Origin of the sequence: Shewanella sp. Isolate11, assembly GCF_022398315.1 — a bacterium.
Taxonomy (GTDB): domain Bacteria; phylum Pseudomonadota; class Gammaproteobacteria; order Enterobacterales; family Shewanellaceae; genus Shewanella.
In genome coordinates this window covers 120,467-141,357 of record NZ_JAKEVF010000002.1, presented here as the reverse complement: position 1 = coordinate 141,357, position 20,891 = coordinate 120,467, and the positions used below count along the sequence as shown (strand labels likewise).

17 protein-coding genes are annotated in these 20,891 nt (G+C 44.8%); 8 read left to right on the top strand and 9 right to left on the bottom strand.

Going from position 1 to position 20,891, the window contains the following annotated elements; genetic code table 11:
* Positions 1–229 precede the first annotated feature (229 nt).
* The 3 genes from L1D21_RS05885 to L1D21_RS05875 are packed head-to-tail and all read left to right on the top strand — an operon-like array spanning position 230 to position 4,092.
* Positions 230–862: a paraquat-inducible protein A gene (locus L1D21_RS05885; RefSeq protein ID WP_239844333.1), complete on the top strand. Its 633-nt coding sequence runs from the start codon at positions 230–232 to the stop codon at positions 860–862.
* A complete protein-coding gene (locus L1D21_RS05880) occupies positions 849–1,481 on the top strand; it encodes a paraquat-inducible protein A (RefSeq protein ID WP_239844332.1) in 633 nt (210 codons plus the stop codon). The genes L1D21_RS05885 and L1D21_RS05880 overlap by 14 nt, the downstream gene beginning before the upstream one ends.
* Positions 1,468–4,092 carry an MlaD family protein gene (locus L1D21_RS05875; RefSeq protein ID WP_239844331.1) on the top strand — a complete coding sequence of 875 codons (2,625 nt, stop codon included), beginning with the start codon at positions 1,468–1,470 and terminating at the stop codon, positions 4,090–4,092. The genes L1D21_RS05880 and L1D21_RS05875 overlap by 14 nt, the downstream gene beginning before the upstream one ends.
* A gap of 76 nt (positions 4,093–4,168) precedes the next feature.
* Here L1D21_RS05875 and L1D21_RS05870 read toward each other — a convergent pair whose 3' ends face one another.
* From L1D21_RS05870 to pdsO, 3 genes are all read right to left on the bottom strand, one after another.
* A complete protein-coding gene (locus L1D21_RS05870) occupies positions 4,169–4,774 on the bottom strand; it encodes a class GN sortase (RefSeq protein WP_345773511.1) in 606 nt (201 codons plus the stop codon).
* 98 nt (positions 4,775–4,872) lie between these two features.
* Entirely contained in the window at positions 4,873–6,972 is a 2,100-nt protein-coding gene (locus tag L1D21_RS05865; RefSeq protein WP_239844329.1) for a marine proteobacterial sortase target protein, read from the bottom strand.
* Positions 6,973–6,995: 23 nt separating this feature from the next.
* The gene (gene pdsO / locus L1D21_RS05860; RefSeq protein WP_239844328.1) at positions 6,996–7,745 is read right to left on the bottom strand and encodes a sortase-associated OmpA-like protein PdsO; all 750 of its coding nucleotides are present in this window, start codon (positions 7,743–7,745) and stop codon (positions 6,996–6,998) included.
* Between the two features lie 225 nt (positions 7,746–7,970).
* Here pdsO and pdsR point away from each other — a divergent pair, with 225 nt between their 5' ends.
* The 3 genes from pdsR (at position 7,971) to L1D21_RS05845 (ending at position 12,111) form a co-directional block, all read left to right on the top strand.
* On the top strand, positions 7,971–8,663 hold the full coding sequence (gene pdsR, locus L1D21_RS05855; protein WP_239844327.1) for a proteobacterial dedicated sortase system response regulator: 693 nt from the start codon (positions 7,971–7,973) through the stop codon (positions 8,661–8,663).
* A gap of 2 nt (positions 8,664–8,665) precedes the next feature.
* A complete protein-coding gene (pdsS, locus tag L1D21_RS05850; RefSeq protein ID WP_239844326.1) occupies positions 8,666–10,840 on the top strand; it encodes a proteobacterial dedicated sortase system histidine kinase in 2,175 nt (724 codons plus the stop codon).
* 92 nt (positions 10,841–10,932) lie between these two features.
* Positions 10,933–12,111, top strand: a complete 1,179-nt coding sequence (locus L1D21_RS05845; RefSeq protein ID WP_239844325.1) for a cystathionine beta-lyase — start codon at positions 10,933–10,935, stop codon at positions 12,109–12,111.
* Between the two features lie 76 nt (positions 12,112–12,187).
* On the opposite strand, the gene L1D21_RS05840 is transcribed toward L1D21_RS05845, so the two are convergent.
* The 6 genes from L1D21_RS05840 to L1D21_RS05815 form a co-directional block, all read right to left on the bottom strand.
* Positions 12,188–12,661 carry a CreA family protein gene (locus L1D21_RS05840; RefSeq protein WP_239844324.1) on the bottom strand — a complete coding sequence of 158 codons (474 nt, stop codon included), beginning with the start codon at positions 12,659–12,661 and terminating at the stop codon, positions 12,188–12,190.
* 308 nt (positions 12,662–12,969) lie between these two features.
* On the bottom strand, positions 12,970–14,340 hold the full coding sequence (gene yegD, locus L1D21_RS05835) for a molecular chaperone (protein ID WP_239844323.1): 1,371 nt from the start codon (positions 14,338–14,340) through the stop codon (positions 12,970–12,972).
* A 94-nt stretch (positions 14,341–14,434) separates the two neighbouring features.
* Complete coding sequence (locus L1D21_RS05830) at positions 14,435–15,466, bottom strand: DUF2955 domain-containing protein (RefSeq protein WP_239844322.1); 1,032 nt, start codon at positions 15,464–15,466, stop codon at positions 14,435–14,437.
* Between the two features lie 7 nt (positions 15,467–15,473).
* The gene (locus L1D21_RS05825; RefSeq protein ID WP_239844321.1) at positions 15,474–16,532 is read right to left on the bottom strand and encodes an HlyD family secretion protein; all 1,059 of its coding nucleotides are present in this window, start codon (positions 16,530–16,532) and stop codon (positions 15,474–15,476) included.
* Positions 16,529–17,011 carry a MarR family transcriptional regulator gene (locus L1D21_RS05820; RefSeq protein WP_239844320.1) on the bottom strand — a complete coding sequence of 161 codons (483 nt, stop codon included), beginning with the start codon at positions 17,009–17,011 and terminating at the stop codon, positions 16,529–16,531. The genes L1D21_RS05825 and L1D21_RS05820 overlap by 4 nt, the downstream gene beginning before the upstream one ends.
* A 341-nt stretch (positions 17,012–17,352) precedes the next feature.
* A complete protein-coding gene (locus L1D21_RS05815; RefSeq protein ID WP_239844319.1) occupies positions 17,353–18,336 on the bottom strand; it encodes a rhodanese-related sulfurtransferase in 984 nt (327 codons plus the stop codon).
* 207 nt (positions 18,337–18,543) lie between these two features.
* Between L1D21_RS05815 and L1D21_RS05810 the strand changes: the two genes are divergently transcribed.
* Entirely contained in the window at positions 18,544–19,212 is a 669-nt protein-coding gene (locus tag L1D21_RS05810) for a glutathione S-transferase (protein ID WP_239844318.1), read from the top strand.
* Positions 19,213–19,445: 233 nt separating this feature from the next.
* Entirely contained in the window at positions 19,446–20,675 is a 1,230-nt protein-coding gene (locus L1D21_RS05805) for a multidrug effflux MFS transporter (protein ID WP_239844317.1), read from the top strand.
* Positions 20,676–20,891: the final 216 nt, after the last annotated feature.

Genomic DNA, 20,891 nt, shown 5'->3' with positions numbered 1-20,891 from the left:
CCTCGCACTGTTTTTTTATACAGTTGTAGAGTCTCATAAATACAACTTCTTATGCAAGTATTGAAGGTTATCTGGTACTATCTTGTGCTATAACAGAATTACGCCTCAGTTCTTCATAGCACCTTGATTGTAATAAGATAGTGACTAACAGACTGAGTTCTAGCCGCGTTAGCAATATCGATACTGCTTTAGCTAACCATCTAACAGTAAAGGAATATCCCAACACACTATGGATACAGAAGTGTTAGATAAAAGTATTGTCCTTTGCCACTCATGTGACTTAGTGGTTAGAAAGCGCGCGCTTCCATCAGGCGTTCGAGCCCTGTGTCCTCGCTGTCACAGCAACCTCTATGATACTCCTTATTGTTCGATAAACGGCATGTTAGCCTTGTGTCTGAGCGCATTAATTTTGTATTTTCCTGCCAATTTTTTTCCCGTACTTGAATTGCATTTTCTTGGTAGTATCCGAACGACAACCATTTTTGAAGGCGCCATGTCTGTCGCCAATCAGGGCTACTGGGTAGTAGGTGCTGCAGTACTGATAGCCGCCGTCGTGGCGCCCGGCTTACTTATTTTGTCTGTGCTGATGCAGATATTGATCGTTAAATATCTGCTACATAATCCTTTTTTTAGACGAATATATAAGTTGCTACTTTGTCAGCAACCCTTGCTGAGCCAGCTCACCATGCTGGAGATCTATATGATCAGTATTTTCGTATCTGTTTTTCAGTTATCCGATTATACCGACCTCTATTTTGGAATCGGCACTTTCTGCTTTACCATGTTGTTTATCATGGTGATTTTCTTGCAGCGTGAATATCACATAGAACATATGTGGAGCCTACTCGATGAAAAACCTTAATAAGGCGGTTCAAGGTGAGCAACTCGGCCTCACTAATTGTGCAAGCTGCACCAACTTATGCAAAATAGATCAACAAGTGTGTCCTCGTTGTGGTCAGCCAATAAGTAGTCGCGACCATAGCAGCATTCAAAAAAGTTGGGCGTTACTTCTCACTGCGGCCATTTTACTTTTTCCGGCGAATCTCTACCCAATTACGACCATGACCAGTCAGGGCCAGATACGACAAGACACTATTTTCACCGGCATTAAGCATTTAATTCACTTGGACTTATTACCTATTGCAATTATTTTATTTGTCGCCAGTATTCTTGTTCCTATGCTCAAAATTTTTGGACTAGCCACTTATCTGCTGGCAATCAGTTTTAAATTACCTATTCCTAAAAGACTTTTAATGGCGGGTTACCACATCATCGAATGGATTGGTCGATGGTCAATGTTAGATTTGTTTGTTATCTCCATCACGGCTGCTCTGGTCAATATGGGTCAATTACTCGATGCAAAACCCGCCCCAGCGGCTACCGCATTTGCATTGGTGATTTTACTGACTCAACTGGCAGCAAAAGTATTAGATACACGTTTACTCTGGGACCAATTGGAATCGCAAGATGACAGAAATTGAAACACCTAAAGTTGTAAAGAAAAAGCTGTTCTCTCCTATTTGGCTATTGCCAATTGTGGCACTGGTGCTCGGTGCTTGGTTAGGTATTAAAAGCATCCGAGAGTCAGGTATCGAAGTGCGCATCCATTTCCCCAGCGCCACCGGTATCGATGTTGGTAAAACCTTAGTGCGCTATCAAGGCCTCACCGTCGGTAAAGTGGTCGATATTAGTATCGATGAAACCTTGCAAGGGGTGAATGTTGATCTACTAATGGATTACCGCTCTACTCCTTTTTTACGAGACGAAACTAAATTCTGGTTGGTTACTCCTAAAGCCTCGATCACTGGTGTCGAAGGCTTAGATGCCCTGTTTTCTGGTAACTATATTGCAATTCAGCCCGGCGATGGCGAATCAAGGAAAGAGTTTGTCGCCGAAGATCAGGCGCCGCCCGTCGCCCCAGGTAGTGATGGCTTGATGATTGAACTAACCAGTGCCAACTTAGGTTCTCTCGATGTGGGCTCACAGGTTTTTTATCGTCAAATCCCCGTAGGTAAAATCGTCAGTTATCGTCTTGTGGATAACGAAACGATTTTACTCAATGCCTATATTCAGAAGCAATACGCGTACCTAGTTAAACAAAACTCCAGCTTTTGGAACGTCTCAGGGTTAAGTCTGGATGCCTCATTAAGCGGCGTAAAAATCAAGACCGAAAGCCTTGCAGCAATTTTAGCCGGCGGAGTGACATTCACATCGGATCCGAACGCCAAGAATGCCGAGCCTAATCAAAAATTTCCATTACATGAAAATGAAGAAAGCGCGACGACAGGACACCAGTTTGGTCTCATTGCCGATAACGCCGACAGTATTCAAACCGGTAGCAGTATTGTATTCAGAGGGATTGAAATAGGACATATCAGCCAAACCCATTTACTGGACAATGGCGTCAAATTTGAAGCCATCCTCGACAATCAATATGCCGACTTGCTCAGTGGCAGTGCGCAATTTTGGCGAGAAGGTGCCGATATATCACTGGATGGGATCAAACATGCCAAACGGATGGTCACCGGCGATGTGATCAACTTTATGCCTGGTATTGGTGATGCTAAAGACGAATATCGTCTGCTCGATAGCGCCCCCGACATGAATGCTAAACCTTTGCTACTTAAGCTCAGCGCCGATGAAAATCCGGGGATAACCACGGGTGCTGAGGTGCGCTATAAACAGCTTCCCATAGGTCGAGTGAATCAAGTCAATTTCAAGTCGGACTACAGTGGCATCGAATATCACATAGAGATTTGGGCAGAGTTTAAGCCACTACTTACCCAAACAAGTTACTTTATCCCAGAGGCCGCATTAGCCATCGATGCCTCATTAGATGGCGTGTCAGTTAAGACTCGCGATCTCAATACCCTGACTAAAGGCGCCATCAGCCTCTTCCAAGGAACAGGCACTCAAGCCGTCACTGAAAACTCGACACTATCACTTTATACTTCAACCACTCAAGCCGATGAGCGTTTAGCTCGGCGCAATATGCAGCACATCACCCTGTCTAGCCCAGATGGAGCCGATCTCAGTGCTAACTCGCCGGTCTATTTCAAAAAGATGCAGATAGGGAAAGTGATCGGTGTTAACTGGCAGAGCGCAACAGAGGACTTTGCCATTACCCTTGGCATAGAAAATACTTTCGCCAGTTTGATCAAACCTAACAGCGTGTTTTGGCGTAATGATGCCTTGGCTATCGATGCCAGTCTTAGCGGTGTAAAAGTCAATATCGCCCCACTGGCCGGAGCGATAAAAGGGAGCGTGACACTCGGACTACTTGATGACACAAAACAAGGCGATCAACAGCACCTTTACGGCTCTAAAACCTTAGCCTTAACTAAAGCCGTACCTGTGCAGCTAAGCTTTCCCGCGTCCAGTAAGCTCGCTGCTCACGCCCCAATTAGATACCTTGGGCATCAAGTGGGTGAAATAGATAACGTCAGCCTAGATAGCAACTTGAAAACCATTAGCGCCAATGCGTATCTATATGGTGATTATGCCGCACTATTTAGCCGTGAAGATTCACGCTATTTCTTAGTCGACGCGCAAATCTCGCTCTCTGGTATTAGTGCGGCAGAAACGCTATTAACAGGCCCTTATGTCTCTGTAATACCGGGGGTAAGCCAGCAAACTACTAGCCATTTTGTTGGTGTCGAACAGGCTCCGGTACAATTAGCCGAAGATGCACAGAGCTTTACTTTAGTCGATAATGATTTGGGCTCAATAAAAGTAGGCACTCCCATAATATTTCGCGGAATCAAAATTGGTGAGATTAAACATTACCAGCTAGCTGAAAATGGTACTCAAGTTTTGATGCAGGCAGAAGTCGCGGCCGATTATCGCCACTTGGTTAATCAAACCAGTCAGTTCTGGGATCTGTCAGGGATTAAGGTGGATGTTGGTTTATTCTCTGGCGCCCAGATTGAAACAGGCTCTTTGGAAAGCATTTTAGCCGGCGGCATTGGCGTTGCCACCGAGAAAGTCAGTAATGCTCAAAATCAAATCCAAGCCAATACACAATTTATGTTGCAATCAAAATCGCAAGATGAGTGGTTAAAGTGGGCGCCTAACCAGCCCGTTAATGACTAACACTCTGCATTGACAACAATAACCAACACTCGGCCATCAAACGCTTGACGAGCAATCGTTGATAATAACGGCGAACTTACATACTCAGATCTAGAGGTAAGTTCGCCGTTTGCTTAACACCCTCAATTGGCGGATCATATTCCGGCGTTGCAATGACCACAAAGCGCCATTGACTGTGGCCAGCCAAACCATCGAATGGATAACATGTCACCAAAGTCAATTGCAAACCCTCCCCCATCTGCATCAGGCTAATATCATCTTCGGCCACTATTGCTACTTGGGTAACTCTATAGAGAACCTCATTGGCAGAGCTATCTTGCAGGCGTAGCAACTGGCCGTATGCTATGCCTTTTAATCGAGCGAAATGGGTGTCTCGATGACCTGCAATAATCGTGTTTCCCCATTGATTAATTTGATTATTGGCCAGCATTGCCGCCGGAGCGAAGGCTAAGTTGCGCCCCGATGTGCCAGCCAGTACATATAATTCGGCTTGATTGTTATCATCAGCACCAATAAAGGCCAGCTTAGCCACAGGAAAGGTATCCGCCCAACTCCAAGGTTTATGTTGTAGTCCATCGGCTAAGGTTTGCTGCCACGCTTGTTCAATTAAATACTGAGCAAAATGAGCTTTAGCCTGCATATAACCTCCTTTTAATATCAGTGATAAACCTAAAATGGCCACCACAACCACTACACTCCTGGCTACAGACTTACGTGTAGGCCGAATCAATCGCCTAGTTCTGATTTGCTTAGGTGCTAATGCCTTAGCTGTTAATGGCTTCATAACGCCTCAATCTCTTGCTTACTAACACGCAGAAAGCTCAGCCAATAAATCAATAGCAAGAGCAGTAACACTCCCCCAATAGCGATATAAAGACGACTGCCGCTAGCCGTTTTAGGCCAGCCTGAGCCATTGATTGGCAGCAAACTATGGGCATGGATATCGATAGCTTGCTCACCCACTGGCCGAGCCAGCGTTTTATCGACTGCAATCAGGCTGGTGTAAGGACTAACCAGATGATATTGAAGTGCAACTTGCGTAACTTGTTTCTTAATACTTTGATGGTTATAGCGACTCTTACTGGCAAGTAACGCTGCAATTTTGTTACTTGCCCACAGCAGATCTAACCCCATCATCTTTGATTGGCGCTGAATAACAATCTGTTGCTGCCAGAACTGACCTCCTAACTCCCCTGACACTAACAATTCATTGCTGGAGCCATGATGATTTTTAGGCATTAGCCTGATGGCAACCATTAGTGGCTCACCGGCATACAGATCGCTGATATTGGCAGGCCAATAATCGGGAATTGTGCCATCGGCAAGGCTTAGCTCGATATTACTTACCACAGGCTGAGCAATCTTTAACATCAACTGATTAATCTTGTCATTGACCTCGGCTAATTTTCCTACATAGGTATAAGTGCCCCGCCCGGCTGCAGCGGCTCTTTGCATAAAGTAGCCATTGGGGGCAGCGCCGATCCCCACAGTAAATAAACGCGCATTGCCCAAATTCATTTCTATTAACTCAAACAGTTGCTGCTCATTATTCACGGCACCATCTGTGATAAACACCACTTGCTTTAACTGCGATAGGCCTTGCTGGGGGGAACCAGTTTGCAGCGCACGTAGGAATGCAGGCGCCATTTCAGTACCGCCATTAGCCTTAAGCCCATTAACAAATTGCATTGCCAACTTGAGGTTTTGTGAATTAACAGTCATCGATTGCGCTGACAATGAAGTTAGGTCTGAATTAAAAGCAATAATATTAAAACTGTCTTGATTGGTTAATCCGCTTAACGCCTGCTTTAAGGCTTGTTTGGCCTGAACAATAGCACGACCCTCCATCGAGCCTGAGGTGTCTATCACTAAGATCAATTCTCGCGGTAGCGCCACCCGCACCTTGTCTTGCGGCGGCATCAACATCACCATTCCGTAATCACTGGCTGTCGCAGATCCCGCAATCCCATGGGTGCGCCCCTGTTGTGTAAAGGCAACCGCGGTGGGAGCCAAACCTAATTCGGGTCGCCAGTTCAATACAAAATCACGCTCAGGCTTAACAATTTCAGCCAAGGCCAGTTGAATCACATCCCCCTGCTCGGAGCGCACTAAGGTATGATACGGCGAATCAATCTCGCTAATCGGCAGTCCTGCATTAAGCTCAATACGCAGATCGACTTGACCTAGCTCTGTCATCAATTGGTTATGTTTTTCCTGCTTGAGTTCGCTATCGACTTGCAATACCTGAGCATCACTCTCTGGCTGATATCTTGGCGTGATCGCCATAGGAAAACGCAGACTATACAGCCCTGACCGATAATCAACTTGCTGCTGATAAGCAATATCGACGATTAAGGTTTCCCCGGGCGCCAAGTTCGCCACTTGAGTCACAAACATATTCGGTTTTTGCTGCTCTACTAAACTGGCTTTTTTGCCCATTTTTTTAGCTTGCTCAAACTGTTTTTTTGCCTCGGCTTTGGTTTGAATTTCACCCTCAATAATTCTTTGCCCAATCTGCAATGTCATCGCATCGATAGCGGCATTATGAGGCAGTGGGAACTGATAATTGCCGTTTAACCATTGCTGACTATTATTACGAAAACGCTGTTTAACATGGACACGGTTTATCCAGCCGGAAATCTGCATCTGCACCTGAGTCTCAATCGGCAAGGCAACAAACTGACTTATCTCACCGGTACTCAACACCGAGCTATAAACCAATTTAGCGCTGCCCAAAGTGGCAACCGACTCTTGAGCCGAAAGCGAGCACAAGGGCAAACATAAACCACAAAACAACCACATGAACCAGCGACTAAGATTGAAAAAAAACGCCCCCCTCAGGGGGCTAAGTTGGGTGAAGTACAAGTGTTGAATCGCCATCAAAAACTCCTTTTCGCTCAGACTTAACGCACAGGTTTATTCACCGCAACAGCAGTATCGACAGGCATAAGCTTTAAAGTAACGCGGCGGTCAAAGAAATCGTTTTCAAAACTCGACTCTGGTTTCACCGGCGCCGTGGCGCCAAAAGCTTTTGCTTGTAAACGTGATGATTCAATGCCTTGCTTAACCAAGTAACTGCGCACCTCTGCAACACGCTGCTCCGATAACGCCTGGTTATAACTGGACTCGCCACGTCGGTCGGCATAACCTGTTAAATCGAGTGTTAATTCAGGCTGCATCGCCATCACATCTGCAATTTCATCCAGTTGCGCCTGAAAATGTGGCTCAATCGTTGATGAACCGGTTTTAAACTGCACATTAAGCCCAAGGGCTAACTCCTCAATCTGTCCGCCTTGACGTTGTTTAAGTATTTCAAGCTCTTCTCTGGCGGCAGCGTATTGCTCACTCACTCTCTGAAGATCATGTTTTTGTTCGTTTAACATGGCTATTTGCTGCTCTTTTTGTGCAAGTTTCGCCTGTTGAGTTTCAAGTTCACTCTCATCGGCAACCGATTTTCCAATAATGCCACCGGTAAAAGCGCCGATAATCGCGCCAACTGGCCCCGCAACAACTGCCCCTAATACCAATCCTGAACCCAAACCAATCAAGGGTTGGTGATCATTATTCGGCGTTTCCTGCTGCTCGCTGGCATGGCTCATTGAACTGGTCAAAAGAGTGGTTGAAATCAGTGCGGCAATAAGTTGTTTTTTCATCATGGATCCCTTTTAGATTAATGGCTGTTGCAATTGTGTTGATTCATCACTGCGGTGATTGATGGGATCATTAAAACGTAAATTAATGGCTAATAGGGGGAGTAAAAATGGCATTGCAGCTATCAATTGTGGCAACAAAATGGCAATCGCTACCGAGCACTTTTTTCGGCCTCATTTTACTGTATAGTCTCAGCTAATGAGTCAGTTAAGGATCTTGATACGACGATGAAACGAATCGCCATTGTGGAAGATGAAGCCGCTATCCGCGAAAATTATAAAGAGGTATTACAGCAGCAAGGTTACAGCGTTCAAGCCTATGCCAATCGACCCGATGCGATGCAGGCTTTCAATCTTCGTTTACCCGATTTGGCGATTATTGATATCGGACTCGAAGATGAAATTGATGGTGGCTTCACCTTGTGTCAATCCCTCAGAGCCATGTCTAGCAGCTTACCGATCATTTTTCTTACCGCCAGAGATAGCGACTTTGATACTGTTTGCGGCTTACGACTCGGCGCCGATGACTATCTTACTAAAGGGGTCAGTTTTCCTCACTTAATCGCACGCTTAGCGGCCTTATTTAGACGTTCTGAATTACAGAACAGCAATGAGCAGCAATCCCAGTTGATAGAACACGGCGACCTGACTATCGATGTCAATCGCATCTTGGTGTATTGGAAACATCAGCCAGTAGAATTAACGGTGACCGAATTTTGGATGGTGCATGCACTGGCCAAACAACCCGGCCATGTGCGTAGCCGTCAAGCCTTGATGCAGGATGCAAAAATTTATGTCGATGACAGTACCATCACCTCGCATGTAAAACGCATTCGTAAGAAGTTTATTGCACAAGATGCTAATTTCGATTGTATCGATACCGTCTACGGCATGGGTTATCGCTGGGATAATCAAGGCTAGCCATGTTCAGTATCCCCTTAGGGCTACGTGCCAAAGTCGCCATATTATCCTTATTCCTACTATGTCTGCCCTGGCTGGGTTATCAATATGTGTGGGAGATGGAAAAATACCTTAGACACGGTCAAGAAAAAACCCTCGAAGGTACCACCCAAGCGCTGGCAACAGCGCTGCATGAAAGGCCAAAACTATTTGATAAACAAGCGAGTTTCCTATCGCAGGTAAAACAGGGACGCGACCTTTATGCTTATCCATTATCTGGGCCTATTCAGCTCGATGGCAAATTGGCTGATTGGAGCCAGTACCGCCAAAGCAGCATCAATTATGGCAGTGAACACTTGTTGTTTAACGCCAATGAACCTCAACCGGCTCAGCTCAACTTTACTCACATGGTCGGCAAATATGCCGGCTACCTTTACGGTTTTTTCGAAGTCAATGACGCTAATGTGGTGTATCGTGGCAGCAATAGCCTTAGTATCGACAACAACGATCACCTCGCTATTGCGACCTTAGCACCCGATGGCCAGTTTCGCCGCTACATTGTCGCCACCACCAAAGATGGCTGGATCAGTGCTTTCGAGCTTCCTGAAGATCCCAAGCTAAAAAAACCTGTCACTCCAGAAGTTAAGATCCAAGGTAAATGGCTTAAAACCGCCCAAGGTTACACTATTGAACTGAGGATCCCCCTCGATATGGTGGGTAGCAAACTAGGTTTCGCCATTGTCGATGTCAATAACAGTACTAGCCGTACTGTCGATGCCATCATAGGTACCTCGGGAACAGATGATGTCAACCAATTGGGTACCGTACTGGTTCCCTCTCCCGAAATCGAAAGTATTATCAAAGGTATGAGCCATAACAGTTCACGCATTTGGGTGGTCGATAAACATGGCCGTGTTCTGGCAAAATCTGGCGATATTCATAACAGCAATAATGTATGGGCTCAAGCGAGTAAAGAAGCAGAAGACAGTGGTTATTGGGGCCAATTTAAGAGCCATTATCTAATGCCGCTCTATTACCGCATTCTCACCAAGCCGCCCAAGGACTTTGTCGACTCACTCAAAAACTCAACGGTTTTACAGGGAAGTCATATTGAGAAGGCACTCGATGGCAAACTTGGCTCAACCTGGCGACTGACACCCGATGGTAAGGCGGTGATATTAACCGCTGCCAGCCCTATCTGGATTGACGATAAGGTGATGGGTGTGGTGATTGCCGAAGAAACCACCCACGGCATACGAACCTTACGTAATCGCGCCTTAGAAAAGCTATTTAACGTGATCATCACCATCATGAGCATGGGTACATTAGCGCTGTTTTTCTTTGCTTCGAGCATCTCTAGCCGTATTCGTAAACTCAGGGATGAAGCCGAACGCGCTATTGATAGTCAGGGTCGAATTAAACAAGGCATTAGTGGCTCAAAAGTACGCGATGAGATTGGCGATCTGTCTCGCAGCTTTGCCAATATTGTCAGTCGATTAAGCCAATACACTCACTATTTAGAAAATATGTCATCGCGGCTGTCACACGAACTGCGAACCCCGGTTGCCGTGGTGCGATCTTCCCTTGAACACTTGAATGCCCAAGATTTACCAGCTCAACATCAAAAGTATGTCGATCGTGCTCAAGAAGGCGTCAGCCGCCTCAACATGATCTTAAATAGCATGGGGGAAGCAACTCGGTTAGAGGAAGCACTAACCCATGCCGAGGTGAGTCAATTTTCACTTTCTAAGGTGATCTCAGGTTGTATGCAGGGCTATCAACTTACCTATCCCAAGCAAAAGTTTGACATCGATATCAGTGATGACAACTTAAATACTGAGGGCGTACCAGAATATATCGCTCAGCTAATGGATAAGTTAATCGCCAACGCCATCGAATTTAGCCAACCAGACAGCGCTATAGAGGTGAACTTAACCAGTAAGAATCGAAGCGCCACCCTAACCGTTTATAACCAAGGTGTGGGTTTACCGGAAAATATGAGCGAGCAGATTTTTGAATCTATGGTCTCGGTAAGAAAACAAAAAGCTCAGAATAAACCACACCTTGGACTAGGACTCTATATCGCCAGATTAATCACTCACTTCCACCGAGGCCAGATCAGCGCCAGCAACCGCTGGGAAGACAATCAGCTTAAAGGGGTTGAGTTCCGTATTAACTTGCCCATCATTACAGGGTAACTATTTAAGAATTCAGTTGCCCTAGCCACTTTAATTTAGCCATTTAGATGTTAAGATGGCTAAAATCGTTAATAAGCCGTGGGATACACTCGATGAAAAAAGAGACTCAAATCGTCAGCGTTGGAAGAGATAAAAAGTGGAGCAAAGGCGTGATTAATCCGCCGGTATTTCGTGCCTCTACCGTTGTATTCGAAACCATTGAAGAGATGCGTTTCGCCACTAAAAATCGCACTAATGGTGAGATGTTTTATGGTCGTCGCGGTACCCCTACCCACTTTGCATTTCAAGCCGCCATCGCTGAGCTTGAAGGTGGAGTTGGCACAGCACTTTATCCTTCTGGTTCTGCCGCGATATCGGGGGCCTTGCTCTCTTTCCTCAAGGCGGGCGACCACTTATTGATGGTCGATAGTGCCTATGAACCAACTCGCGACTTGTGTGACAAAATGCTCAAAGGTTTTGGCATCGAAACCACCTATTACGACCCTATGATAGGCGCAGGGATCAGTAAGTTAATTCAGCCCAACACTAAAGTGTTATTCCTTGAGTCTCCTGGTTCTATCACCATGGAAGTCCAAGATGTGCCAACCCTAAGCCGCATTGCTCATCAGCACAATATCACGGTAATGTTGGATAACACTTGGGCGTCTCCTATCAATTCTCGTCCGTTCGAGATGGGAGTCGATATCTCGATCCAAGCAGCGACTAAATATATTGTTGGCCACTCAGATGTGATGTTGGGGACTGCCACGGCAAACGAAGCCCATTGGGATCAATTGCGTGAAAACAGTTATCTCATGGGGCAATGCACCTCGGCCGATGATGTCTATCTTGCAAGCCGAGGCCTGCGCACATTAAGCGTCAGAATGGCTCAACACGAGCAAAATGCACTCAAAGTGGCTAACTGGCTCGCCACTCGCCCAGAGGTGGATCATATCCGTCATCCGGCGTTTGATACCTGCCCTGGCCATGAGTTTTTCGAACGTGACTTTAGTGCCTCAAATGGTTTGTTTTCGTTTGTGCTAAAAAAAGGCAACATCAAGTCGATTACCGCCTTCGTCGAGAATATGGCTCACTTTAAAATGGGCTTCTCTTGGGGGGGGTATGAAAGCCTGATTTTAGGGGTGTTTGGCATAGACAAATTGCGCACCGCGACCCAGTGGGATAGTAGTAAACCACTCATTCGATTACATATTGGTTTAGAAAACCCTGACGACTTAATTGAAGATTTAAGCCACGCCTTCGATCGTTACAATCAAGAGTTAGCAGACTAACTCGGCCCAACAAGACAAAACAAAAAAGGCTTAGCATCTGCTAAGCCTTTTTATATAACATCACCTCAGCAGAAAGCTAATTCGCAGCTTGTGCTGGCTGTTGCCATACTTGAGTACCATATAAAGGCACTGTCGATATTGCATGTTTATGGCTGCCATTCGACTCTTTGGTCGAATAAGAAAGGTAGATTAAGGTCTGATTTTCTGCATCATAAATACGTCTTACTTTTAATACCTTAAACAGCACACTCAGCGATGCTTTAAACACAACTTCACCATTTTTACTCTTATCGATAGCGGCAATGTCGGCTACAGAAATTGCACCGGTTTGCCTACAGGCGATACTCATATCCGATGGATCGGCAAAATCTAAGTTTGCTTCGATACGACTGATATGACAGGTCACACCGGGAATTTTGGGATCTTGCTGAGCGTCAATAATCACATCTTTAGTGGTGAATAACCCAAGGCTCACCTTAGCCACGTCATCTCCGCAACCACTCAGCAATACGGTAATCATTATCATAATAAATAAGTATATTTTCTTCATAGATGCCTAATACTAGTCAGTATAAAAGATGTGCTCGCTGAGCGAGCATTTAACGCTTCTTAGACAAGACACGAGTGAAGAGCATAATTGTGCTGCGATCTTACTCGTTTACATGTTTGAAGTGCTAAACCTCCCCCTGTGAGGCGTTTTTTTTGGCTTCCTATTTCTGCGTTGAATGACCTCACAAGGGAATAACCATTCCAACATTCACAGCCTTGAATGAGTTACCAAAAACACGCTAAGTCGATCACTTTCTTATACTGATTTGTATAAACTCCTTAATTTAAGTTTAATATCATTACCGAAATTTAAGCGAATAGCTTTTGTGACCAACGAGTTAGGCCTGCAGCAACACTGGCAAAGTGGTCACCTACCACAATTTCAATATCTGGATAAGCGGCGGAAATGCTCTGGTAAACCGCCGGACTTTTAGCCGTACCACCAGTGACATAAATAATATCAGGCATGACATTGGCTTGTTTAATTGCACTCGCCATCAAGTTTTTTATCTGCCTAACAGGCTCGGACACCGAGTGGGTAAACAGCGACTCATCCACGTTAGCATTGAGTTCAACATTAATATAGTCCAGCGCGACTTGGGTCTGCTCCACATCAGAAAGCGCAATTTTAGCGGCTTCAGCGCTACGAACCAGACGATAACCTAAGTGATCCTGTTGCACTTTCAACAAATGTTGCAGTAAATCGGCACGCTCGGCATCTTTAATCAACTCTTTGATCATAGTGCGGCAACTTAAACTGGCAAAATCTCGCTGAGCACTAATATCATTGACCGCCACTGCATTCCAAAACGGTTTACTCGGTACGGGTAAGCCGTTATCCATCTTACTGTCTAAGCCCAGATGCGGCATAAATGCCTTCATGGCCAAGGCGATATCAAGATCGTTACCCCCTATTCGCTGACCACTATGACCAAGAAAATCTTCGCTGCGATCGGCTTTAATAATATGAGATGGCCCCATTTTCACGACTGAACAATCTGAAGTACCGCCGCCGATATCCACAACTAAAGTAGTTAAATCACGGCTTAAACTGGCTTCAAAATCCATTCCGGCTGCAATGGGTTCAAACAGGAAAGCGACTTCTTCGAATCCGGCTCTAGCGGCAGCCAGACTTAAGATCTGCTCAGCTTGGCGGTTACTCTCTTCACCGCCTATGCCTTGAAAGTTAACTGGACGACCAATCACCGCATGAGTGATCAATTGCCCACTATCGGCTAACAGTGCATCGGCGCGTTGTTTGATATGCAACATCATCATGGTGACAATATCTTCAAATAACGCCACTTGATCGGCTCGTAAACCTGTTGCACCTAAAAACGATTTAGGTGATCGGACATAAAAGCCCTCTTCGGGCATTTCAAGATAATGCTGTACCGCTGCTTCACCCACAAATACCGCAGGTTCATCGACGTCTAAATCTAACTCTTGGCGAGCAAATCGGGCTCGGCTGAGCTGCGCGGCTCGCAACTTAGCGTATTGTGCTTGCTGATCAACAGGCAAGGCTTTGTGTACGGCTTCACAGATCAAGTCACGGTCGAAGGCATATAAGGTTGATACTAAATAATTGCTGTCACCGGCCAAGGGCAGCAAACGGATCTCGCCTTGCTGCATCACACCAATAGCACAGTTAGCACTACCGTAATCGAATCCAACAAACATCAATAAAGCTCCAACGACTCCAAAAGGCCGTGAAAAATAGCACACTGAGATCAAAAGGCAAACTAAGGAAATCGATTAAGGTGAAGCGTGATAGCTATTCACCAAATCGTGTCGATTCAAAGCGGTTTAATAGTGAATGCACCAAATAACAGGCAATTAAAGTGCCTATTGTTGCCACTAAAATACTACTAACTCGGTAGAGCCCACTATAAATTAAATCATTATTTGGCGTTAAATATTGGCCATAAAGGATACCCATAGTCGTCATTCCACCAAATCCGACACCTGAGCCCAGTGCCTCGGTGATGTGTGCCTGACTGAATAACAAACTAAATATCCAAAATAGCGGTAATATCAATAATAATTCATGTGACCAACGATATAGAAGTAACTGAATTAACAAGCCACAACTCACTCCAAGCACAGTGCCAAATGCACGCAGACGAGCATAGCTTAATGCGCCGTTCCAATGCATTGGGAACAGTAAAAGTAATGTGGTCGCTTGCGCCGATAGTGAATCTCGCAGGTCGAAAATTTGGAAAACTGCAAATGATAAGCTAGCAACCGTCGCGCCTAATAAAGCCTCATGACGCATACGGTGAGGCGCCTTAGTAACACCTTCTGGTGCGGCTCGCTCCTCAACGTCGGGGAAAACCACCATCATTAAAAACGCGATGCCAATAGAGGTAATATGTCCCCAGAAATTACAGAAGATCAGGTCATTTAGATCTGTATCGGGATAACTTGCAAAATGCAGCATAATACTGAGGCTAATCACCCCATTAGCACCAAATAAAAACAGCGGACCACGGGACATAGCTGCAAATCGATACAGAAACAACACAAAGGCAATCATAGTCATCACCACAGGCTTGCCAGCAAACAGCGCAGCAATAACGCCCACTTCAACAATTGAGAGCACCGATGCGACCACAACTTGTCGACTAACACGCATATTCATTACCGGCACTAATCCAAGCAGTAGCATAGGGGTGACGGTAAAAAACACGGTGTTGTTGAATTCAAATACTTTGGCAATCAAAAAACCTAAAGTCGCCCCAGTGGCAATACGTAAACATTGTCTTAGGCCGTTATCACTCAAAGGGTGATGACGAATCAATAACATAATGGCCTCAGTAGATAAAATGTAGCAGGCTGATTAACTTGATCTGCAGCTTAGCAAAAAACTGTAATAGCGTGCCTTGAGGTTGTAACTGTACTGTCGCTTTAGCACCCGCTGGTAGCTGAGCAATCAGCTGCGGATCGAGGTTTAAATGCAAACGAAACCGTTGTGCATCCCTCACCCAACGAGTCGATTCAGTTGGCGTAGCCAAACTACCATCGGCAGCAAACTGCGCCGTACTGACACCTGCATCTATACTGTTCACTTCTGCTTGATATAAATTGCCAGGCTGACCATCGAACGCAACTAAGGCTATTGAGCCGGGAATGACATGACGCAGGCTTTTCTCACGAAAATCGGCAATCACATCCACATCGTTCAGTACCAATGCCATGACAGCAGTACCATTATTTACCATATTGCCCGAAGCGAGCTGTAAATTAGTCACAATGCCATCTTGCTCGGCGCGAACTTGGGTATAGCTTAGGTTAAGTTTGGCTTTATCGAGATTATTCTTTGCTTGGCGTAATCGTAAATTATCTTGGCCTAACTCGCCTCTTAAGGTTTGTGATTTTGCCAGCTGTGCTTTGGCGGCAAGCAGTTGCGATAAACTCGATTTAACTTCGGTTTGAGCTTGATCGATCGCTTGCTGAGAAACACTGTGATTATCATATAGTGATTGTAAGCGTTTCGCTTCACGCTGCTTTAGTTGATAAGTGGTGGTTTTGGTATTCACATCGGCGCGAGCCACTTCGATTGCGGCATCGAGCTCGGCATTATCTTGTTTAGCCTGTTCCAGCGATAAATTGGCTTGTTCTAGTGCCAACTGATATGGCTTAGGATCTAAATTAAACAGTAATTGTCCCTGTTTAACTTGTTGGTTATTTGTCACTGCAACGCCCACAACACGACCACTGATCTGCGGCGCTACTTGGGTGATCATACGAGTTGCCATCGCTTCTGTGGTGATAGGCATCTTCAAATCGGCAAAAATAAAATAGCCAAACAGCAACATAAAACCGACGATGGAGAGTTTAACCAAACGGGTAAATTGTTGATCGGGTGTCATACTGACTCGGTATCCTTTTCTGATGTAGATGGGTGTAACTTATTCAATGCATTATCGGTTATCTGCTGCATGACGGACTCAAACAAAGCCATGTTTTCAGCGCTGATCCCGGCAAATAATTGTTGACGAATATTGAAAATTTTCAGCTTGATAGACTCAATCACGTCAAAGCCCTGGGCTGTAAGTGAGACGCGGCGAACGCGTTTATCGTGAGGACAACAGTGGCGCTCAATAAGTTCTTGTTCTTCTAACTGTCCAAGAGTTCGCATCAAAGACGCCAATTCAATCTCTAATGAGTCTGCGAGATCTTTTTGACTAACATCCTGTCCCATTCGGTACAGCTTCCATAATGCGGTCCACCTTGAATAGGTAAACGCCAATGGAGCTAACTCTTCATCAGCCACCGTACGGCACAAGCGTGACAATCGAGCTAATCGTTCTGCTACTGATGTTTGTTCATGCAGGTCATGTTTATTCATCACTTTCCCTATATACTTAGCTTGCTAACTATTATATTTGTTTAGCAGGCTAAGTAAATAGCGAATGTTAAATTAGATAAAATAAAAATAGGCTGATTGGTATAAGTTCAAGGGACGTTGCCAGAAAAATAGACAAAAAAAGCGAGTCTTGCTTAACGCAACACTCGCTCTTTTTATTTGGAGAGCTGATAAAGTTAAAAACCAACGCTAATCTTATCTTTATCAACACTGCAGGAGAAACTGACTTGTCACCCGATGCAACTCATCAGTAGCAGTAATTTAAGTATAGTCAGAAATGGCAAAAGTACAGTATTTCGCCAATAATAATTTCACTTTCTAACTTAGTTAATTTCATCCTGTTGATTTTGCTTTAGTTCAAGCTTGCGCTGACGGCGCTGTTCAATAACAGAATTGACATCACTACCAATATGCGACTCACCACGAGCCTTAGCCAACTGAACTTGACGCTCACGCTCGGCAAAACGCTGACGCTGCTTGTCTGATACCTTATCGATACAATGTGGGCAGCTAATGCCTTTGACAAAATGCTCACTGGCTTTATCTTCTTCAGTAATGGGTAGACGGCAAGCATTACATTGGTCGTATTCGCCTTTCTCTAACTGATGGTTAACCGACACACGATTATCGAATACGAAACATTCACCCTGCCACATACTCTTCTCTGGCTCGACCTCTTCCAAATATTTAAGTACGCCACCTTCTAAGTGATATACCTCATCAAACCCCTGCTCTTTTAAATAAGCAGTCGATTTTTCACAACGAATACCACCAGTGCAGAACATAGCAACTTTCTTGTGTTTATTGGGATCGAGATTTTGTTTTACATATTCAGGAAACTCTCTGAAGGTTTGTGTCTTGGGATCAACCGCATTTTGAAAGGTACCGATACTGACTTCGTAGTCGTTACGGGTATCGATAAGCAAGACCTCAGGGTCAGAAATCAGCTGATTCCAATCTTGAGGCTTAACATAAGTTCCCACTACTTTGCGTGGGTCTATGCCTTCAACACCCATGGTGACGATCTCTTTCTTGAGCTTCACCTTGGTACGGTAAAACGGCATTTCATCATCGAATGAAACTTTATGAACAATATTATCCAGACCGGGCTGCTTATCTAGCCAAATAAGTAATTCATCAATAGCCGATTGGGTTCCAGCAACGGTTCCGTTAATCCCTTCACTGGCAAGCAGTAGGGTTCCTTTGATACCCGCTTGCTCCATAAACGCCAATAGTGGCTTCTGTATCGCGGCATAATCGGGTAAAGCAACAAACTTATATAACGCACAAACAACGACTTGAGACATAACTTCCTCTTTCTGCTGGCTGAGGCTTAATCCCCAGTGCATAAACACGCGACCAAAAGTGACCTAGACCGCAAAACTGGCGCGAATTCTACCTAAATCACATTCATATAAACAGGTATAAAAAGTAAGGTTATTAAGCCATAGCTGGACTAACTTGCGATTTACGCCAAAGCAGGGAAAAATAGTCGCTCACCTACAGGAGCCTCTATGTCCCACCCTACTCTGTATTCTTTTCGCCGTTGCCCCTATGCCATGCGAGCCAGACTCGGCTTATTAGCAGCTCATCAAATTGTGATGTTGCGTGAAATCGTGTTGAAACATAAACCTGAGCCCATGCTACAAGCCAGCCCTAAAGGCACTGTTCCCGTATTGATTCTAGCCAGTGGTCAAGTTATCGATGAAAGTCTCGACATCATACTTTGGGCACTGAGAAACAATGATCCACAAGATTTGTTGCTGAAAAATAGTCCCACGCAACAGCAAGCAGCGATGGCGTTGATTAAACACAATGATCTTCAATTCAAACCTTGGCTCGACAAATACAAATATGCCGATAGACATCCACAGCATAGCGAAGACTATTATCGTCAGCAGGGTGAGCAGTTCATCGATATGCTAGAACAAGCATTATCGAAACAGGCTAATCTCATGGGCAGCAAGCTGTCTATCGCTGATATTGGGATTTTTCCCTTTATCCGTCAGTTCGCCCATGTGAATTTAGCTTGGTGGCAGAGTGCCCCCTATCCCAATGTACAAGCCTGGCTGGAACGCCAACTTAATAGTGAACTATTTATCAATATCATGAAAAAATACCCGACTTGGTTAGCCTCTGGTGATGAGTTCGTTTTCGCAAGCAAGGGGAATAGCGACCAGTAAATTATTAACTCCTGCTATTGATACTTGTAGTCACCTTTCTTTCCTCAACCAACAGGCGCTGATGTTTATCCTGCGATAAAGACCTAAAAAAGCGAAACTTAAGTCACAAATTTTGTGATAATAAAACATTAGCCAAACTAAATGCCGATGTCTTACAATTAAACTCTCTCAGATAACATTCAATTCTTCTGTTATCACATCTTATTTTTCAACTATCACAGATAGAGGTGTGCGTGAATCAAGCGTCTGATCCGCAAACGAGTAAACCAGCAATTCTTATCCCTAACCTTGCATTACTAATCCCAATGCTTTCGGCCATTGTTGCCATCACACCACTAGCTATCGATATGTATCTGCCAGCCATGACCACGCTCGCCGATAGTTTCAACACCAGCGTCACAACAGTACAGCAATCTTTGAGTATTTACTTAGCAGGCTATGGCTTAGGCATGCTCACTTTTGGGCCAATAGCCGACAGAATAGGCCGTCGTCCGCTGGTTATCTTAGGCTTAAGCGGATTTATGTTAGTCAGCTTAGCCATTGGCTTTGTGACTAAGGTAGAACTGTTTTTGGGCTTACGTTTTGTGCAGGCATTTATTGGCGCAGCAGCAACAGTTGTTGTACCTAGTTACATCAAAGAAGTTTACGGCCAAAATACCGCTAAAGGCATGTCTTACGTCAGCTTAATCATGATGTTAGCTCCACTTATTGCCCCGTCATTAGGCAGTTTGATTCTAGAATTAGGTGAGTGGCACCTGATCTTTTTCATCTTGGCTAGCTACGCCTTTATCTTACTGATTTTGGTGATTTATAGACTCAAAATGCCTTCCGACAGCCAAAGTGAACAGCGCAGTAAAAAATCCTTTTTTGGCGCTTACGCCGTTGTCTTTACCAAACCTGGGGTAAAGCTACATATTGCTAGCGGCATGATGACCTCTTTTGCCTTTTTCTGTTATTTAACCGCATCGCCCTTCGTGTATATGGAAGTCTTTGGCTTGGATAAGTCACTGTTTGCAATTCTATTTAGTACCAATGTCGGCGCCTTAATGCTGGCCAATATCATTAATAGTCGTATCGTCACACGTTTTGGCTCGCGTCGAATGCTCAAGGTTGCCACCTTCTTGGCGGCAATTGCGGGGATGGGTTTGCTATTAGTGAACTTAATGGGGCTTGACTACCACTTTACTGTAGCCGCTCTTATTCCACTCATGGGTTTCTTAGGCATCATGTCGGTTAACGCCGATGCGATTGTGTTAATGAAATTTCAGCAAGAAACTGGCACAGCTACCGCCGTTATTGGCACTTTGCGCTTTGGTTTTGGCGCCTTAGCTGGACCGCTACTTGCGCTGTTTTATACCGGCACTGCTGTCCCCTTCTCTGCTTTGATGCTAGGTGCTATCTGCTTAGTGGGTCTGTTTCAGTTTTTAGCACACCGAGCTAAACCGATTCTTATTGATGAATAAAACCTATAGATCCCGTCGTTTACCTCAAATGATGGGTTCGTTATCAAACGGGTTAAGTCTACAGCTTAACCCGTTTTGTTGTGCGCTATAGCTTTAGCTCTCAATGCAAACAGCATACTGCACTACTTTAGTCTTATAAACTGCCTCTAAAACAGTGCATTCTGTATTGTTTTGCTATAAAAAACTTGATTATCATCCATCTTATTAACGAAATTC